Below are 14,784 nucleotides of genomic sequence, written 5' to 3' on the forward strand. Positions count from 1 at the left end.
ATAATTGGCATAATATTTGCAATAATTAACCAAACGGGTTAAGGGGGTTTGTTATGTCACAGGCAAAAGAAATGAACAGGTCGCTGCGGCTGATCCATGTTGTGTTATTCGGTTTTTCATTTATGGCTCTTGCCACGGTTTTTAGCACGTATGGAATTGCTGCAGAATTATCCCACGGAATGGTGCCGGGCGCTTATTTAGTAGCTTTAATTGTGATGCTGTTTACAGCTTACAGCTATGGGCAAATGTCAAAATCTATTCCATCTGCCGGCTCCGCCTATGCTTACACGCAAAAGGCGATTAATCCATATGTCGGCTTTCTTGTCGGCTGGGCCATTTTAATGGATTATCTCTTCATTCCTATGGTAAATTATTTACTATTCGGAATTTTCTTTTCAGCAGCGTTTCCGGCGGTGCCAAACTACGTATGGGTGTTGGGGATGCTGATCGTAGTGACCGTGATTAATGTGAAGGGCGTCAAACTGGCAACCAAAGCGAACGCCTTTATTACCATTTTTGCTGTTGCATTTATTCTTCTTTTCATTGGGCTATCCATTAAAGAAATTCTTGGCGGCGCAGGAACAGGTACGCTTTTATCATTGAAGCCGTTTTATAACCCTGAGGAGCCGGCATCCTTTATCATTGCAGGCGCGGCGCTGTTATGCTTTTCATTTCTCGGTTTTGATTCAGCTACAGCTTTTGCGGAAGAAACTGTTCAGCCAGAGAAAACAATTCCGCGTGCCGTGTTTATTATCACCTTGGTAGGGGGCGCGATCTTTATTACGGTGTCGTATTTTGCCCAAAATATTTGGCCGGATTACAGCACATTTGCTAATCCTGATTCGGCTGCTCATGAAATTATTACCTTTGTCGGCGGCAAAACGTTCTCTTCTGCTTTTCTGGCTGTCTATGCTGTGACAGCATTTGGTTCTGCCATGTCTTCACAGGCAAGTGCCTCGCGCGTGCTGTATGCAATGGGACGCGATGGCCAGCTTCCTAGCCAGTTTTTTGGCTCATTGCATCCAAAATATAACACCCCTGTGAACAACATCCTGCTAATCAGCGCTATTTCGCTGCTGGCGTTATTTTTAAGCTTGTCGCTTGTTGCTTCGTTTATTAATTTTGGCGCCTTTCTAGCCTTTACGAGCGTCAATATCGCCGTTATTGCTTATTACTATGTCCGAAAAAAGCAGCGCTCTGTGAAAGGAACCATTCTTTATTTAATCATTCCGTCTATTGGCGCCCTTCTTGATGTCTGGCTGCTTGTTAATCTGGATGTCCATTCCAAAGTATTAGGCGGCATTTGGTTTGCTGTCGGCTTTGTGTATATGCTCGTTTTAACGAAAGGATTTAGACAAAAGCCTCCTGTCATGGATTTATCAGCTTAGTATTAAAAAAACAAAGGAGAATGATACATGATGAAAGCAGATTTAATTATAAAGAGTAATGCGGTATTTACCGGTTTGAAGGACGAGCCGGAATCTTTGGCAGTTGCGGTCAAAGACAACAAGATCGTGGCCGTGGACACAAAAGAAAAGATAGCTGCGTATGAAGGCGAGCAAACAAAGGTAATTGATGCAGGCGATAAGCTCGTCATGCCGGGCTTCCATGATGCCCATTTACATATTATGCTCGGGAGCTTATTCAGCCATTACTGCGTGTCTTTAACGGAGGCAAAATCAGCTGAGGAAGCAGCTGTGAAGGTTCGGGAGTATGCTGATGGAAAGCCTGAAAACCAGTGGGTGATCGGCACTGGCTGGGATCATACGACATGGGTGAAAAAAGAATTTCCGGATAGGTATATGCTGGACCAAGAGTTGGCTGACCGTCCTGTTCTGCTGCTGCACGCAGAGGGGCACTATGGCTGGGTGAACTCCAAAGCACTTGAGATTGCCGGCATTACAAGTGAAACCTCAAACCCGGAGTACGGCGTGATCTACAAAGATGAAAAAGGCGAGCCGACAGGTATTTTGATTGAAACGGCCATTGCGCTGGCAGCAGACTTTGCCTACGACTTTCCAAAGGAGCAGCAGCGCGATATGGTAAGCCAATTCCTGGAGCATGCAGCCAGGCTTGGTGTGACCTCTGTCAATGATTTATATGCGAGCCGAGCCCACGAAAAGCTGGAGGCTTACTCTGTTTACAAGGAATTTGAAGATAAAGGAGAGCTGTCCTGCCGCTTTCACCTTTATCCGCCGCTGAATGGCCAAATCGAGGAAGCGAAAAAGCTGCGGGAAAGATATGCGTCAGATAAGCTCCGGACGGCAGGATTAAAGCAATTTATCGATGGCGTTGTCACAGGCTATACCGCCTACATGCTTGATCCTTATTTGGATAAGCCGGAAACAAGAGGAGAAACAGCTTATACGAAAGAACAGCTGGAGAGATGGGTAGTAGAAGCGGATAAGGAAGGTTTCCAAATTCGCTTCCATACAATCGGCGACGGGGCTGTCCGCCTTGGACTGGACTTATACGAAAAAGCGCAGGAAGTGAACGGACAGAGGGATGCCCGCCACGCATTGGAGCATATTGAGGTCATTGCGCCGGAGGACGTTCCCCGGTTCAAAGCGCTGGGCGTGATGCCATCGATTCAGCCGTATCATATGGCGTTAATGCCGAGAGAAAGCCATACAACGCGTGTAGGAGAAGAGAAGCAGGCGTACATTTATCCAAACGCGACTTTGTTAAGGTCGGGAGCAGAAGTATCCTACAGCAGCGACTATCCGATTGTTCCGCTTGAGCCGATGATCGAAATTTATCATGCCGTAACGAGAAAAGACTTCACGCTGAATGACACGTGGAACGAACAAGAACGGGTTACTCTAGCGGAAGCGCTCAAAGCTTATACAGCCGGATCTGCTTACAGCGTGTTTCGGGAAAATGAACTCGGTACAATTGAAGAAGGAAAGCTGGCTGACCTGGTTGTATTGGACCGCAACCTATTTGATGTGCCTGCAGATGAAATCTTGAAAACGGAAGTGGAAGTCACGCTGATGGACGGCGAAATCGTTTGGGAGAAAACGCCTGCTGTTGCTTTGAAATAAGCGGAGACGGTGTAGGCCTCCCTTGTGAGAGAACTGACAGCTCATTTATTAGCAGACAAGGACTCATGCTGCGGATGAGGGACTGCAGATTTCCGTTTCACAGGGTGCATAAGGTTAAGGAAGCGTTATAACAATGCTTGTTTGAAAGAGCAGGAGGTTCGGAATATTTCATTCCGAACCTCTTTTTGATTTTTTATTGGTTTTAAAGCCGTTTGAGAGCAGGATAGATCGCTCCGAGTCCGTTATTTAGACCATTTTGGGACCTTGCCAAGTCTAGTTGGCCATTCTCTTGAGATTCATGGCAGTGAAAGTAAGCATCGCCTGCATCGACAGTTTTTTAGTCCCCTCAAGCATTTGATCGATTTATTTTCAAACAGGTAATCATTATACGGCTACCTTTTATATTAAATGCCTAGATAAAAAAGCACGGCAGGGATCGTTAGGATGCTCAGCAGCGTAGTGACGAGTGTAGTAAAGGAAACAAGATCGGGTTCCGTGCCAAATTGAATGGCAAACATAGTCGTATTGGCAGCGGCCGGCATCGCTGCCTGAAGGATCAGGACGTCTTTCAGCAGCTGGTTCATCGGCATGAAAGAAACGATGATGACGGCAAGAATCGGAGAGACCGCCATTCGAATGAAAGTGACCGCAGAAACAAAGCGATAGGCAACCTGCGTTCTTGAAATAACAGCTAGCTGCATTCCAAGGACGAGCATAACAGTTGGAATCGATGCGTCGGCAACGAGGCCGATAGCCTCCATAAAGGCTTGAGGGATATGGATAGCCAGCAACTGGAGCATGACGCCTGCCAGTGCGCCGTGAATGACGGGCATGCGAACGACACTTTTTAGAGATTGTTTAAGAGAGGATTCATCTTCTCCGCCCAAGGAAGCGAAAAAGAGTCCCACTGTATTCATGAGCAGCGATTGAAACACCATCATAATAACCGCATAATCAAAACCGGCGGCCCCAAAGGCGAACAGCACAACCGGCGCACCGTAATTCCCGCTGTTCATAAATGCTCCGCCAAGAACCATGGCGGACATTTGCGGCTTGGTCGCTTCCATCAAATAACTGATATAAAGGATGACCGCGACAAGAACCGTACAGAGAATAAGGCAAAATGCAATAATATATAGGTACTCCACAGTCAGTTTGTTGGTATAGAAAGTCCGAAAAGCTAGAAATGGAGACATAATATAAAGCGCAACTTTAGAGATCGACCGAATATCAAAGCCGATGATTTTTTGGCCGAGAAAGCCGGCAAAAAAAATCATGAAGGCGGGCAACACAATCATCAGCAATTCCACAAACATTCCCTCCATCTGGACAACTATCCTTCTTGTCATCGTAACAAAAATCAATGGTTTGGACTACAGCATATAAAGAAAGAGTGCCTGAAAGCATCAAGGCTTTCAGGCACCTTTTCTTTAAGCATGAGCAGACATCTGGCGCTGCAGCCAATGTTTGCCCTCGACAAATCGCGTAACGAGCATGGCGCAGACGGTATTGCCCGTTGAGTTCAATAAAGTAGCCGGAGCGTCGATAATAGTGCTAATAACAGCGATAATCGGCAAGGCCTCCGGCGGAAAGCCGAATACACTCAGAATCAGCATTTCTCCAATCATGCCGCCGCCGGGGATCGCCCCCATAACGGCGCCGACGAGAAAGGAGACACCAAGAATCGCCAAGATGCTTGTTAAGCTGGTCATATCTTTACCGAAGAGGGCGAACAGGAAAACGACCTTCAGCACGCCGCCGAAAACGGATCCGTCTTTATGCGTATTGGCGCCGAGCGGTATAACCGTTTCGGCAATGTCTTTCGGTACGCCCATCTTTTGAGCAGCCGTCAAATTGACAGGGATGCTGGCTGCACTTGAGCAGGTAGCAATCGCTGTAATGGAAGGAGGGGCGGCATGTTTCCAGAAAACCTTCACGCCATCCTTTCCGCCTGCAATAAAAGCATACAGCGTGAAGAACACGAAATAATAAAGAGCTGTCAGTCCAAGATAAAGCACAAATGTGCGGGCATAGCCGCTCAGGATTTGCGGGCCAAGCTCCCCGATGACAGCGGCAAAATAACAGCCAAGCCCAATTGGCGCATAATACATGATGATAGAGACAATCTTCATCATGACAGCTGTACCTGAGGCCAGAAAATCAGCTACGGGCTTTCCTTTTTCTTTGGTCATGGCCGTAGCTAGTCCAAATAAAATCGAAAAGACGATCAATTGCAGCATGTTGCTTTTAGATAAAAGCAAGGAAAAATCATTAACGGTAAATGTATTTACCAGCTGGGCAGCAAGCGATACTTTCTCCGTCTCTGCTTCCGCCGGATCAAAGGAATCCATGACCTCTTTAATAGAGGTGAGATCTGTTCCCGCGAGCGGATTAAATAAAAAGGTGCCAGCCAGTCCGATGACAGCCGCCACAGCTGCGGTGGTCAGGAAGACAATCACGATGCCCGCCATAATCTTTCCTAGCCGTTTCATGCCATCCATGCTGGCAATCGCCGAAGAAATACTAAAGAAAACGAGAGGAATAATGACCATGAACATCAAATTTAAAAATAAATCGCCAAGCGGCTTAACGATGGCTGCTTTGGGGCCGAACAGCACACCGGCAATACCGCCGAGAAGAATAGCTGACAGCAATAAAAAAGTAAACTGATAGCTTTTTAGAAAACGTTTCAAAGATTTTTCCAGCCTTTCTCAAAAAATATATAACCCCTTTATCATATTATTTTTACCGGATTATGAAAAGGACTTCTCTATGCAAAAAAGCCAGGCCTCTCCATGAGGGAGGAGATACCTGGCTTTTGCAGTGTTTTTTCTTTAAACAATTCCTTGATCAAGCATGGCATTGGCGACTTTCATAAATCCGGCGATATTGGCGCCAATCACCAAGTTGCCTTCATAGCCGAACTCGGCGGCTGCCTCAATGCTGCTGGAATAAATGTTTTTCATAATCGCATGCAGCTTTTGATCAACGTCTTCAAAGGACCATGGCATACGCGAGCTGTTTTGAGCCATTTCCAAGGCAGAAACGGCGACACCGCCTGCATTGGCTGCTTTGGCAGGAGCAAAAAGAACTTTCGATTCCAAGAAAACATCCATGGCTTCAAGCGTAGATGGCATATTGGCCCCTTCTCCTACTGCTTTCACGCCGTTCTGGACAAGTGTGCGGGCCGCTGTTTCATCAATTTCATTTTGAGTGGCGCATGGCAGAGCGATGTCACAAGCGATATTCCATATATTTGAGCAGCCTTCTACGTATACAGCATCCGGATGCTCATTCGTGTATTCGCTGATCCGTTTTCTTTCTTGTTCCTTTAAACGTTTAACGGTTTCCAGATTAATGCCATTTTTATCATAAATGTAGCCGTTGGAGTCACTGCAGGCAACGACTGTTGCGCCTAGCTGGGCTGCTTTCTCCATTGCATAAATAGAAACATTTCCTGAGCCGGAAACGACGACCGTGCTGCCTTTAAAGCTTAAGCCATTGTCTTTCAGCATTTCCTCGACGAAATAAACGGTGCCATATCCGGTAGCTTCTGTTCTGGCCAAGCTTCCTCCGTAACTGACGCCTTTTCCTGTAAGCACGCCGGCATGATAAGCATTTTGCAGCCGTTTATATTGGCCGAACATAAAGCCGATTTCCCGGGCGCCTACGCCAATGTCTCCTGCAGGCACGTCTGTATCCGGACCGATGTGACGGGCGAGCTCAGTCATAAAGCTTTGAGTAAAGCGCATAACTTCGGCATCTGACTTGCCTTTCGGATCAAAATCAGATCCGCCTTTGCCGCCGCCGATGGGCTGGCCGGTTAATGAATTTTTAAAGATTTGTTCGAATCCTAGGAATTTAATGATGCTTGCATTGACGGAAGGGTGAAAGCGGAGGCCGCCTTTGTAAGGGCCGAGAGCACTGTTATATTGAACGCGGAAGCCGCGGTTCACTTGAACTTTTCCTTGATCATCAACCCATGGAACGCGGAAGGTAATCATGCGTTCAGGTTCAACGATTCTTTCAAGAATGCCGTACTGCATATACTGGGGGTATTTAGCAAAGACAGGGGTAAGCGAGTCGAAAATTTCCTTTACAGCTTGATGGAATTCTTGTTCCCCGGGGTTTCTTTCCAACACAGTTTGGTATATGCGGTCCACATAAGGCTTTGCCAGCTGCGTGCTTTTATTTGGTGTCTCTTGAGTAATATTCATCTCCATCTCTCCCGTTTTTATAAAGAATTTTGTGAATAATTAAACGATCTATCCTTATCTTACGGCACACTAAATAATCTCGTCAATATCATTAAGACATGTAATCAATGCCTGAATGAGATGGAATAAAATAGGCCCCTCTTTAAAAAGAAGGACCTATTCGATAAGCGGTTATTTGAACAAACCGGTCGTATTAATAAATACGATCACAATAGTAAGGGGAACGAGCCATTTCATCAGCAAGTACCAAGCCGAGTATATACCGCCGGGAAATTGGCGGCTAAGCATAAATTCTTCCCTTACTAATTCGCGGTTCATCCGCCAAGCAATAAATAAGGCGATTAATAAATTGCCAAGCGGCAGTAAAATATTGCTGACTAAATAATCTGTTGCATCGAAGACCGTTTTGTCGAATAGCTGGACATTCGCCAGCAGGCTGAAGGAAAGAGCTGCCGGAATGCCGGCAAGAAAAACAACCGCTCCCGCGATGGCAGCAATTTTTTTCCTTGAAGCCTGTGTTTTAAGAAAAGCGGCTACAATGATTTCCAGCAAGCTGAAGGAAGACGTTAAGGTCGCAAACAAAAACAACAACAGGAAGAGGAATAAAAATACACTGCCAAACGGCATCTGTGAAAATACAGACGGAAGGACGATAAATAACAGTCCCGGTCCTTCAGCCGGTTCAAAGCCAAAAGCGAAAACAACCGGAAAAATAGCCAATCCGGCAAGAATGGAAACGAAGACATTCATAAGTGCAACAGAGCCAGCGGACGCGGGGATACTGACACTTTTATTTAAATAAGAACTGTATGTGACCATGCATGAAAAGCCGACGGCAAGTGAAAAGAATGATTGCCCTAGGGCGTAAAGAACGGCTTCTGCCGTGATGTTTGAAAAATCAGGCTGGAGGAAAAAGCGGACACCTTCCATTGCCCCATCAAGAGTTAGCGACCGGATCACAAGGATAATAAAAAATAAAAACAAGAGCGGCATCATGTATTTATTGGCTTTTTCAATGCCATTTTGGACACCGGATGCAATGACAGCTACGTTGATGAGCAAGAAAGCTGCCAGACCGCCAATCGTAATCATGGGCGAGCCGGTAATCTGCCCGAACAGCGCACCGTAATTTTCCCCGCTGCTGATCACTTGTCCTCCAAGCGCCATCAGCGTGTAAATAAGCACCCATCCTCCAACTACACTATAAAAGGAAAGGAGGAGAAAACAACCAGCCACACCTAGTTTGCCAATCACGGTCCATAGGCTGCTTGGAGCCAGCTTTTGATAAGCGCTGACCGCTTCTCTTCCTGAACCGCGGCCGATAATAAACTCGGAAACCAGCATGGGCAGTCCAATTAATAAAGTAAACACAACAAACAACAGCAGGAAAGCCCCACCGCCGCTTTGGCCGGTTACATAAGGGAATTTCCAAATGGCTCCAAGGCCAATTGCCGCTCCGGCGGAGGACAAAATAAAGCCAAGACGGGAAGACCATTGTTCTTTCTTTTCCATCACTACTCACCTCTTCTATCTATCTCTGCTCAAACTTCAAAGCTCTGTGCGCACATCCCACAATTCCGGAAAGAAACGGTGGTCAAGCACATTCTTTAAATATTGTACACCTGATGAGCCGCCTGTGCCCACCTTAAATCCAATAATTCGCTCAACTGTTTTCATATGCCGGAATCGCCACTGCTGCACGCTGTCCTCTACATCCATGAGCTTTTCAGCTAGCTGATATAAATTCCAATAGGCATGGACGTCGTTGTATATCTGCATCCAGGCGGCTTTCACAGTCGGATCTCCCGTGTAGGTCACAGAATAATCCCGTTTAAGAAGATGGCGGTCGATCGGAAATCCGGCACGGGCGAGCGCTTCAATGGCTGCATCGTAAATACTGGGCGCGTGATAGGCTGTTTTTAATAGAGAATGCAGTTCAGGGTCCTTTTCATAAATAGTTAGAATATGGGGAGTTTTATAGCCAAGCAAATATTCAATTTGCCGGTATTGATAAGATTGAAATCCTGAAGCCCGCCCAAGCTTGCCGCGGAATTCCATGTATTCAGCCGGCGTTAAGGTAGATAAGACATCCCAGGCTTGAGTCATTTGCGATTGAATAGCAGATACGCGGGCGAGCATCTTGAACGCTGGCTGCAGTTCAGCTTTGCGGATAGAAGAAATGGCCGCTTGTACTTCATGAATAATTAGCTTCATCCATAATTCACTCACCTGATGAATAACGATAAAGAGCATTTCATCATGATGGCCGGATAAGAGCGTTTGGCTGGAGAGCAGCTGATCAAGCGCTAAGTATTCGCCGTATGTCATGTTATTTGTAAAATCGGTGTGCAGCAGCTCTCCCTGCGGGGCTTTCTTGTCATCAGCTGTCATTGTGTTTCCTCCTTTCCCGTTCCTGCCTCAAGGGGACGTAAAACAGCGCGGACCGGACTGCCATCTGCTCCTTCTAGCGGCAAAGGAAGGGCGATCAATTGGTAATCTCCCGGCGGCGCATGATCAAGGACAATATTTTCGAGAATGTGGACCCCGTGTTGGTAGAAAGCATGATGGACAGCCACTTCTTTGCTGTCCGGTACATCCACAGAAGGAACATCCACGCCGATTAAGCAAATGTTATGTTTCTTGAACAGAGAGGCAAGGTCTGTAGAGAGCGGTGTCACTTTGTCAGGAAATATTTCCGGACTGCTTGCAGATGCTGTTTTTAAAAGCAGCCGTTCTGCGCCTTCCAAAGGAAATGCGGCCATTTGTTCCGCATTAATTTCTTGCAGGTGAGAGACATCGATCACCCGCGCTTTGCCAATAAAAATGGACAAGTCCAGATCAAGCACGCTTGGCGCTTTGGAATCGAAGTGGAACGGCGCATCTATGTGTGTCCCTGTATGAAGGCTCGTTGTTATTGTTCCGATATTGACGGACCCAGTTTGCTCTTTTGTAACAGAAAGGGAGTAAGAAAAGGGAACGTCACCAGGCCAATGCGCGATCCGGCTATTCAGCGGCTGCGAGATATCTATCCATTGTTTTTGCATCAAGTTTTCAGCCTCCTCCTTCGTATGTGTATTTTGTTCTGTCCCGGTTTATTCGGCTGTTTACTTGTTTGTTGCTTGCATCTCAGGAAGAAGACCTTTTTTGACTATCAGTGAATGGCGGGGTGATGCTGATTAGCTCATTGACAGAAAACTATTTCCAATTCTTTTGCCTTACAGTATAATGAGTAATTAATCATCAGGAAAAGGCAGGGTTTTATTTATGGAGACAAACGTAAAGACCACCCCTTTTATGCAGGAAAAAGGGGAGACAAATCGCGGCAGATTGCTCGTCAAGTGTCCGGACCGCCCGGGAATTGTCGCAGCGATTTCCAAATTTTTGTCTGACTTTCAAGCGAACATCATTGAATCCAGCCAGTATTCCAGCGATCCGGAAGGCGGCACGTTCTTTATTCGCATCGAATTTGACTGTCCGTCCCTGGAGGAGAAGAAAGCAGCACTGGAGGCTGACTTCCAAGCGCTGGCTCAGGAATTTACAATGGATTATCAATTTACCTATACAGAAGACAGAAAACGGACGGCGATCTTTGTTTCGAAAGAGCCGCACTGTTTGCTTGAACTGCTATGGGAATGGCAGAGCGGTGACCTGCCGACAGATATTGCTCTCGTTATCAGCAATCATGAAGAGGCGAGAGGAATGGTTGAATCCTTGGGTATCCCGTTTTGCTATATTCCGGCTAACAAGGACATCCGCAAGCAGGTAGAACAAGAACAAATTGCATTGTTAAAAGAGCATCAAATTGATTTAATTGTTCTTGCCCGCTACATGCAAATTTTAACGCCTGATTTTGTCAGCGAATTTCCAAATCAGATTATTAACATTCACCACTCTTTCTTGCCGGCTTTCATCGGCGCCCGTCCTTACGAGCGTGCATACGGCCGCGGAGTAAAGCTGATTGGTGCAACCTCACACTATGTAACTAATGATCTTGATGAAGGCCCGATTATTGAACAAGATATTGAGCGGGTGAACCACCGCGATCATGTGGCTGATTTGAAGAAGATTGGCCGCTCAATTGAACGCCGTGTATTGGCAAGAGCAGTTAAATGGCACTTGGAAGACCGTGTGATTGTTCACGAAAACAAGACAATTGTGTTCCAATAAGAAAAAGAGCTGCCCCGGTGAAGCAATGGCGCCAATTATTGGCGGGATGCTTCGTCGGCGGCAGCTCTTTCATTGTACATATAAAGCTTGTTTTTCCCCGTTTTCTTCGCTTGGTACATAGCCTGGTCCGCTTTTTTAATTAAGGCATCAAGGTGCCGGCCATCTTTCGGAAAAAGGCTGATTCCAACGCTGGCGGATAATGCGGCTGTCACGTCATGCAAATCAACGGGGCGGGTAATTGTTTCGCAAATTCGTTCAGCAAGATCCGCTGCTTCGTCTTGCCCATGTACATGCGCTGCAAAGAGAATAAATTCGTCTCCTCCAAGACGGGAAAGCATGTCTTCCGGACGGATCACCTTCTGTATGCGCTCCGCCATTTTTTGCAGCAGCAAATCCCCCTGATCATGTCCGTAAGTATCATTTACTTCTTTAAAGCCGTCAAGGTCAATAAACAAAAGGGCGCTTATTTGCTCCGAGCCTTCTATTTTTTGTAAAATTTTGGATACTTCACTGTAAAAGAATGTGCGGTTCGGCAAATGAGTAAGACTGTCCTTGTAGGCTAGCTCAGTAATGTGCTGGCGGTAGTTGTCAAGGGATTCCACCATCGTGTTGAATTCGCGTTCGAGTGAAGAGATCTCATCATTTCCTTTTACAGGGAAGCGGGCGGATAAATCGTTGCTTTCCTGGATGGCAATCATATGATTCATGAGGCGCTGAAGACGCCGGAAGACCGTTCTGTCCACAAAGGAAAGTGTCCCTCTTAATAATAAAAATGAGGCTGCAGCAATTAAGACCAATACGTAAAAGATACTTTTTTGTCCATTGTGATAAAGCTGTCTGTCATTAGCAATTTGCAATACAGCAGCCGTCTTGCCCTCTAAATCAGGAAGCGCCGCATACACCTTATACTGATCGGTTTGGCTCATATCGGTCCAAACGGCAGCCGATTGAAGAGAATGGGGTGCGCCTGTTTCTTTGATTGGCGGAACCGGCATTTTCTTCAGGTTAGACAGTTCCACCGGAAGAAGAGTGTCAGTTTGCAGTTGATCCATCACTTGCTGGTCCAGATAGCGCCCGGCAATCAGTGTGCCGGCACGCGGACCAGTGGAATCACTTTTTATAATAGGGTGCGAAGAAAGGAGCATCGGCCCCTCGCGAAGTTGAAGAAGGCCCGAGAAAGACTGGCGCGCTGCCACACTTTCTGATAGTGGGCCAGTTGTTAGTTTTTCCAGGAGAGAAGCGGAAACTACCGCTCTTCTCTTTTCATCCAGTCTGACGGCTTTTTTAAATACTACTTTTTGATCGTTATTTAAAATAATAAGGACATTAAAGTCATTAACAAATAAGGTTTGGTCGAGCAAATTGCTTTTTTCATAAGCCTTGTTTGGGCTTTTTACATATTTATACGTATCATCCCATTCTGCATAATCGAATGAACGGGCGGCAAGATGATCCTCCATCTTAGCAAGCAAATGCAGCACCCGCTGCATGTTTTCCCTTGCTTGGGCATTTTCAAGAGACTTAAAGTGGTTCCATATAAAAAGATGAACGGCCAAGTATACGATACCAAGTCCTGATAGAACAGCAACAGTAAAGGATAAAATAATTTTTCGGCGAAGGGACATGATCAGTTTTTCTCCTGTATAGTTATAAAAACCTATTGAATATACCTCATTTGCAACTATATTAAACTTTTTTCTCCTAATAGAATAGGTCATATATCATTAATTTTATTATTAATATTTTCCAATTCTGTATTATTATGATGCTATCTGTATACCTTCATTGTTCAGGTAAAGAAGCGAAAGGCGGCGGCTCTCCCTGGAAAAATCAGTCAGGTGCTTTAATAGAGTCTATAAGCTTTTTAATTGCATAAGTATATGGACTGTGACCGCCATGCAATCATCTTAAAGGTGCATCTATATCTATATTTCTCTTTTCTCGTTCTATATCGGCCAAAAACCGCTTATATGAAGAAAGAGGGAGAAATACCATAACAACCAATTGACGGATAAACAGGACATTGGTATAGTAATAAATAATTTTCAGAATAGTTTTACCTAGAGAGGAGAAGAGAAAGATGAGTATAGTTGAGACAGAAAAAGGATATTTTGGACAGTTTGGAGGCAGCTTTGTGCCGCCTGAATTGAAAGAGGCTTTGGATTACCTGGCTGAACAGTTTGAGACCTACCAGAACGACGCTGAGTTCATGGCGGAGTATAAATATTACTTAAAAGAATATATAGGCCGTGACAATCCGCTGACCTATGCCAGCCAATTGACAGAGCAGCTTGGCGGCGCCAAAATTTATTTAAAACGGGAAGATTTAAACCATACAGGCTCGCACAAGATTAATAATGTCATGGGCCAAATTCTGCTTGCGAAGAAAATGGGAGCTAAGCGTATTATCGCTGAGACCGGTGCTGGCCAGCATGGGGTAGCCACTGCGACCGTTTGTGCCATGTTCGGAATGGAGTGCGTGGTGTACATGGGGGCGGAAGATATTCGCCGCCAAGCACTGAACGTGTTTCGAATGGAGCTCCTGGGCGCTGAGGTGGTAGCTGTTGAAAGCGGGCAGGGCCGCTTGAAGGATGCTGTTGATGCGGCATTAAATGATTATGTAGCCAATTATAAAAATACCTTTTACTTGCTTGGCTCTGCAGTAGGACCGCATCCATACCCAACAATGGTCAAGCATTTTCATAGCGTAATTAGTGAAGAATCGAAAAAGCAAATATTGGAAAAGGAAGGACGCCTGCCGGATGCTGTAATTGCTTGCGTCGGCGGAGGCAGCAATGCAATTGGCGCCTTCGCCCATTACATTAATGAGCCTGCGGTCCGCCTGATTGGCGTTGAACCCGAACAGGCCGCAACGCTGACAAAAGGGAAGCCGGCTGAGCTGCATGGCTTTAAATGCCTTGTATTAATGGATGAACAAGGAAATCCGCTGCCAACTTATTCGATTGCCGCTGGGCTGGATTATCCGGGTGTAGGCCCAGAGCACAGCTACTTAAAGGAAACAGGGCGTGCCGACTATTATACAGTGACGAATGAAGAAGTATTGGAGGCCTTTCAATTATTGTCACGCTCGGAAGGGATTATTCCGGCGTTAGAAAGTGCCCATGCTGTTGCCCAGGCGATCAAGCTGGCGCCGGCGATGAAAAAGGAAGAGCTGATCATTATCAACATTTCCGGCCGCGGTGACAAGGATGTTGAACAAGTATTTGATATGCTAAAAAAATAAACAAAAAGCCTGGGAGTTTCCCAGGCTTCAGACTGTAGACAAACTCAATGAAAATCGAGGTTTGTCCGCGGTCTTTTTTTAGTTTGCTTGCGGATAGGTGTGTTGCTTTCCA

Annotated in this window: 11 protein-coding genes; 4 read left to right on the forward strand and 7 right to left on the reverse strand. The window is 45.9% G+C overall.

The genetic code is table 11. The features are described 5' to 3' along the window. Positions 1–53: 53 nt before the first annotated feature. Together BBA02S_RS15150 and BBA02S_RS15155 are read left to right on the forward strand one after the other, a co-directional pair. On the forward strand, positions 54–1,388 hold the full coding sequence (locus BBA02S_RS15150; protein ID WP_041095530.1) for an APC family permease: 1,335 nt from the start codon (positions 54–56) through the stop codon (positions 1,386–1,388). Between the two features lie 27 nt (positions 1,389–1,415). Further along, the gene (locus tag BBA02S_RS15155) at positions 1,416–3,044 is read left to right on the forward strand and encodes an amidohydrolase (RefSeq protein WP_041113828.1); all 1,629 of its coding nucleotides are present in this window, start codon (positions 1,416–1,418) and stop codon (positions 3,042–3,044) included. A gap of 404 nt (positions 3,045–3,448) precedes the next feature. On the opposite strand, the gene BBA02S_RS15160 is transcribed toward BBA02S_RS15155, so the two are convergent. The 6 genes from BBA02S_RS15160 to kynB all read right to left on the reverse strand — a co-directional run bounded on the left by BBA02S_RS15160 (position 3,449) and on the right by kynB (position 10,308). Continuing rightward, positions 3,449–4,354 (reverse strand): AEC family transporter, encoded by a 906-nt coding sequence (locus BBA02S_RS15160; RefSeq protein ID WP_041095801.1) that lies wholly within the window; start codon positions 4,352–4,354, stop codon positions 3,449–3,451. 120 nt (positions 4,355–4,474) lie between these two features. Continuing rightward, the gene (locus tag BBA02S_RS15165) at positions 4,475–5,737 is read right to left on the reverse strand and encodes a dicarboxylate/amino acid:cation symporter (protein WP_041113827.1); all 1,263 of its coding nucleotides are present in this window, start codon (positions 5,735–5,737) and stop codon (positions 4,475–4,477) included. Between the two features lie 141 nt (positions 5,738–5,878). Beyond that, on the reverse strand, positions 5,879–7,261 hold the full coding sequence (gene gdhA / locus BBA02S_RS15170) for an NADP-specific glutamate dehydrogenase (RefSeq protein ID WP_041095527.1): 1,383 nt from the start codon (positions 7,259–7,261) through the stop codon (positions 5,879–5,881). Between the two features lie 171 nt (positions 7,262–7,432). Continuing rightward, positions 7,433–8,773: a sodium-dependent transporter gene (locus BBA02S_RS15175; RefSeq protein WP_041113826.1), complete on the reverse strand. Its 1,341-nt coding sequence runs from the start codon at positions 8,771–8,773 to the stop codon at positions 7,433–7,435. Positions 8,774–8,809: 36 nt separating this feature from the next. Next, positions 8,810–9,652 (reverse strand): tryptophan 2,3-dioxygenase, encoded by an 843-nt coding sequence (kynA, locus tag BBA02S_RS15180; RefSeq protein ID WP_041095525.1) that lies wholly within the window; start codon positions 9,650–9,652, stop codon positions 8,810–8,812. Further along, on the reverse strand, positions 9,649–10,308 hold the full coding sequence (kynB, locus tag BBA02S_RS15185; protein ID WP_156141471.1) for an arylformamidase: 660 nt from the start codon (positions 10,306–10,308) through the stop codon (positions 9,649–9,651). The genes kynA and kynB overlap by 4 nt, the downstream gene beginning before the upstream one ends. 217 nt (positions 10,309–10,525) lie before the next feature. Between kynB and purU the strand changes: the two genes are divergently transcribed. Beyond that, entirely contained in the window at positions 10,526–11,428 is a 903-nt protein-coding gene (purU, locus tag BBA02S_RS15190; RefSeq protein ID WP_041095523.1) for a formyltetrahydrofolate deformylase, read from the forward strand. Positions 11,429–11,463: 35 nt separating this feature from the next. On the opposite strand, the gene BBA02S_RS15195 is transcribed toward purU, so the two are convergent. Continuing rightward, the gene (locus BBA02S_RS15195) at positions 11,464–13,053 is read right to left on the reverse strand and encodes a sensor domain-containing diguanylate cyclase (RefSeq protein ID WP_041113824.1); all 1,590 of its coding nucleotides are present in this window, start codon (positions 13,051–13,053) and stop codon (positions 11,464–11,466) included. Between the two features lie 455 nt (positions 13,054–13,508). On the opposite strand from BBA02S_RS15195, the gene trpB reads away from it, so the two are divergent. Next, complete coding sequence (gene trpB, locus BBA02S_RS15200; RefSeq protein ID WP_041095521.1) at positions 13,509–14,672, forward strand: tryptophan synthase subunit beta; 1,164 nt, start codon at positions 13,509–13,511, stop codon at positions 14,670–14,672. The last annotated feature ends 112 nt before the right edge of the window (positions 14,673–14,784 follow it).

Source organism: Bacillus badius NBRC 15713 (genome assembly GCF_001591605.1).
GTDB lineage: Bacteria > Bacillota > Bacilli > Bacillales > Domibacillaceae > Pseudobacillus > Pseudobacillus badius.

Bases quoted from the DNA above. Each gene is read 5' to 3' on its own strand.
- trpB (WP_041095521.1), top strand. From the start codon at position 13,509: ATGAGTATAGTTGAGACAGAAAAAGGATATTTTGGACAGTTTGGAGGC.
- BBA02S_RS15175 (WP_041113826.1), bottom strand. From the start codon at position 8,773: ATGGAAAAGAAAGAACAATGGTCTTCCCGTCTTGGCTTTATTTTGTCC.
- BBA02S_RS15155 (WP_041113828.1), top strand. From the start codon at position 1,416: ATGATGAAAGCAGATTTAATTATAAAGAGTAATGCGGTATTTACCGGT.
- BBA02S_RS15195 (WP_041113824.1), bottom strand. From the start codon at position 13,053: ATGTCCCTTCGCCGAAAAATTATTTTATCCTTTACTGTTGCTGTTCTA.
- purU (WP_041095523.1), top strand. From the start codon at position 10,526: ATGGAGACAAACGTAAAGACCACCCCTTTTATGCAGGAAAAAGGGGAG.
- gdhA (WP_041095527.1), bottom strand. From the start codon at position 7,261: ATGAATATTACTCAAGAGACACCAAATAAAAGCACGCAGCTGGCAAAG.
- kynA (WP_041095525.1), bottom strand. From the start codon at position 9,652: ATGACAGCTGATGACAAGAAAGCCCCGCAGGGAGAGCTGCTGCACACC.
- BBA02S_RS15150 (WP_041095530.1), top strand. From the start codon at position 54: ATGTCACAGGCAAAAGAAATGAACAGGTCGCTGCGGCTGATCCATGTT.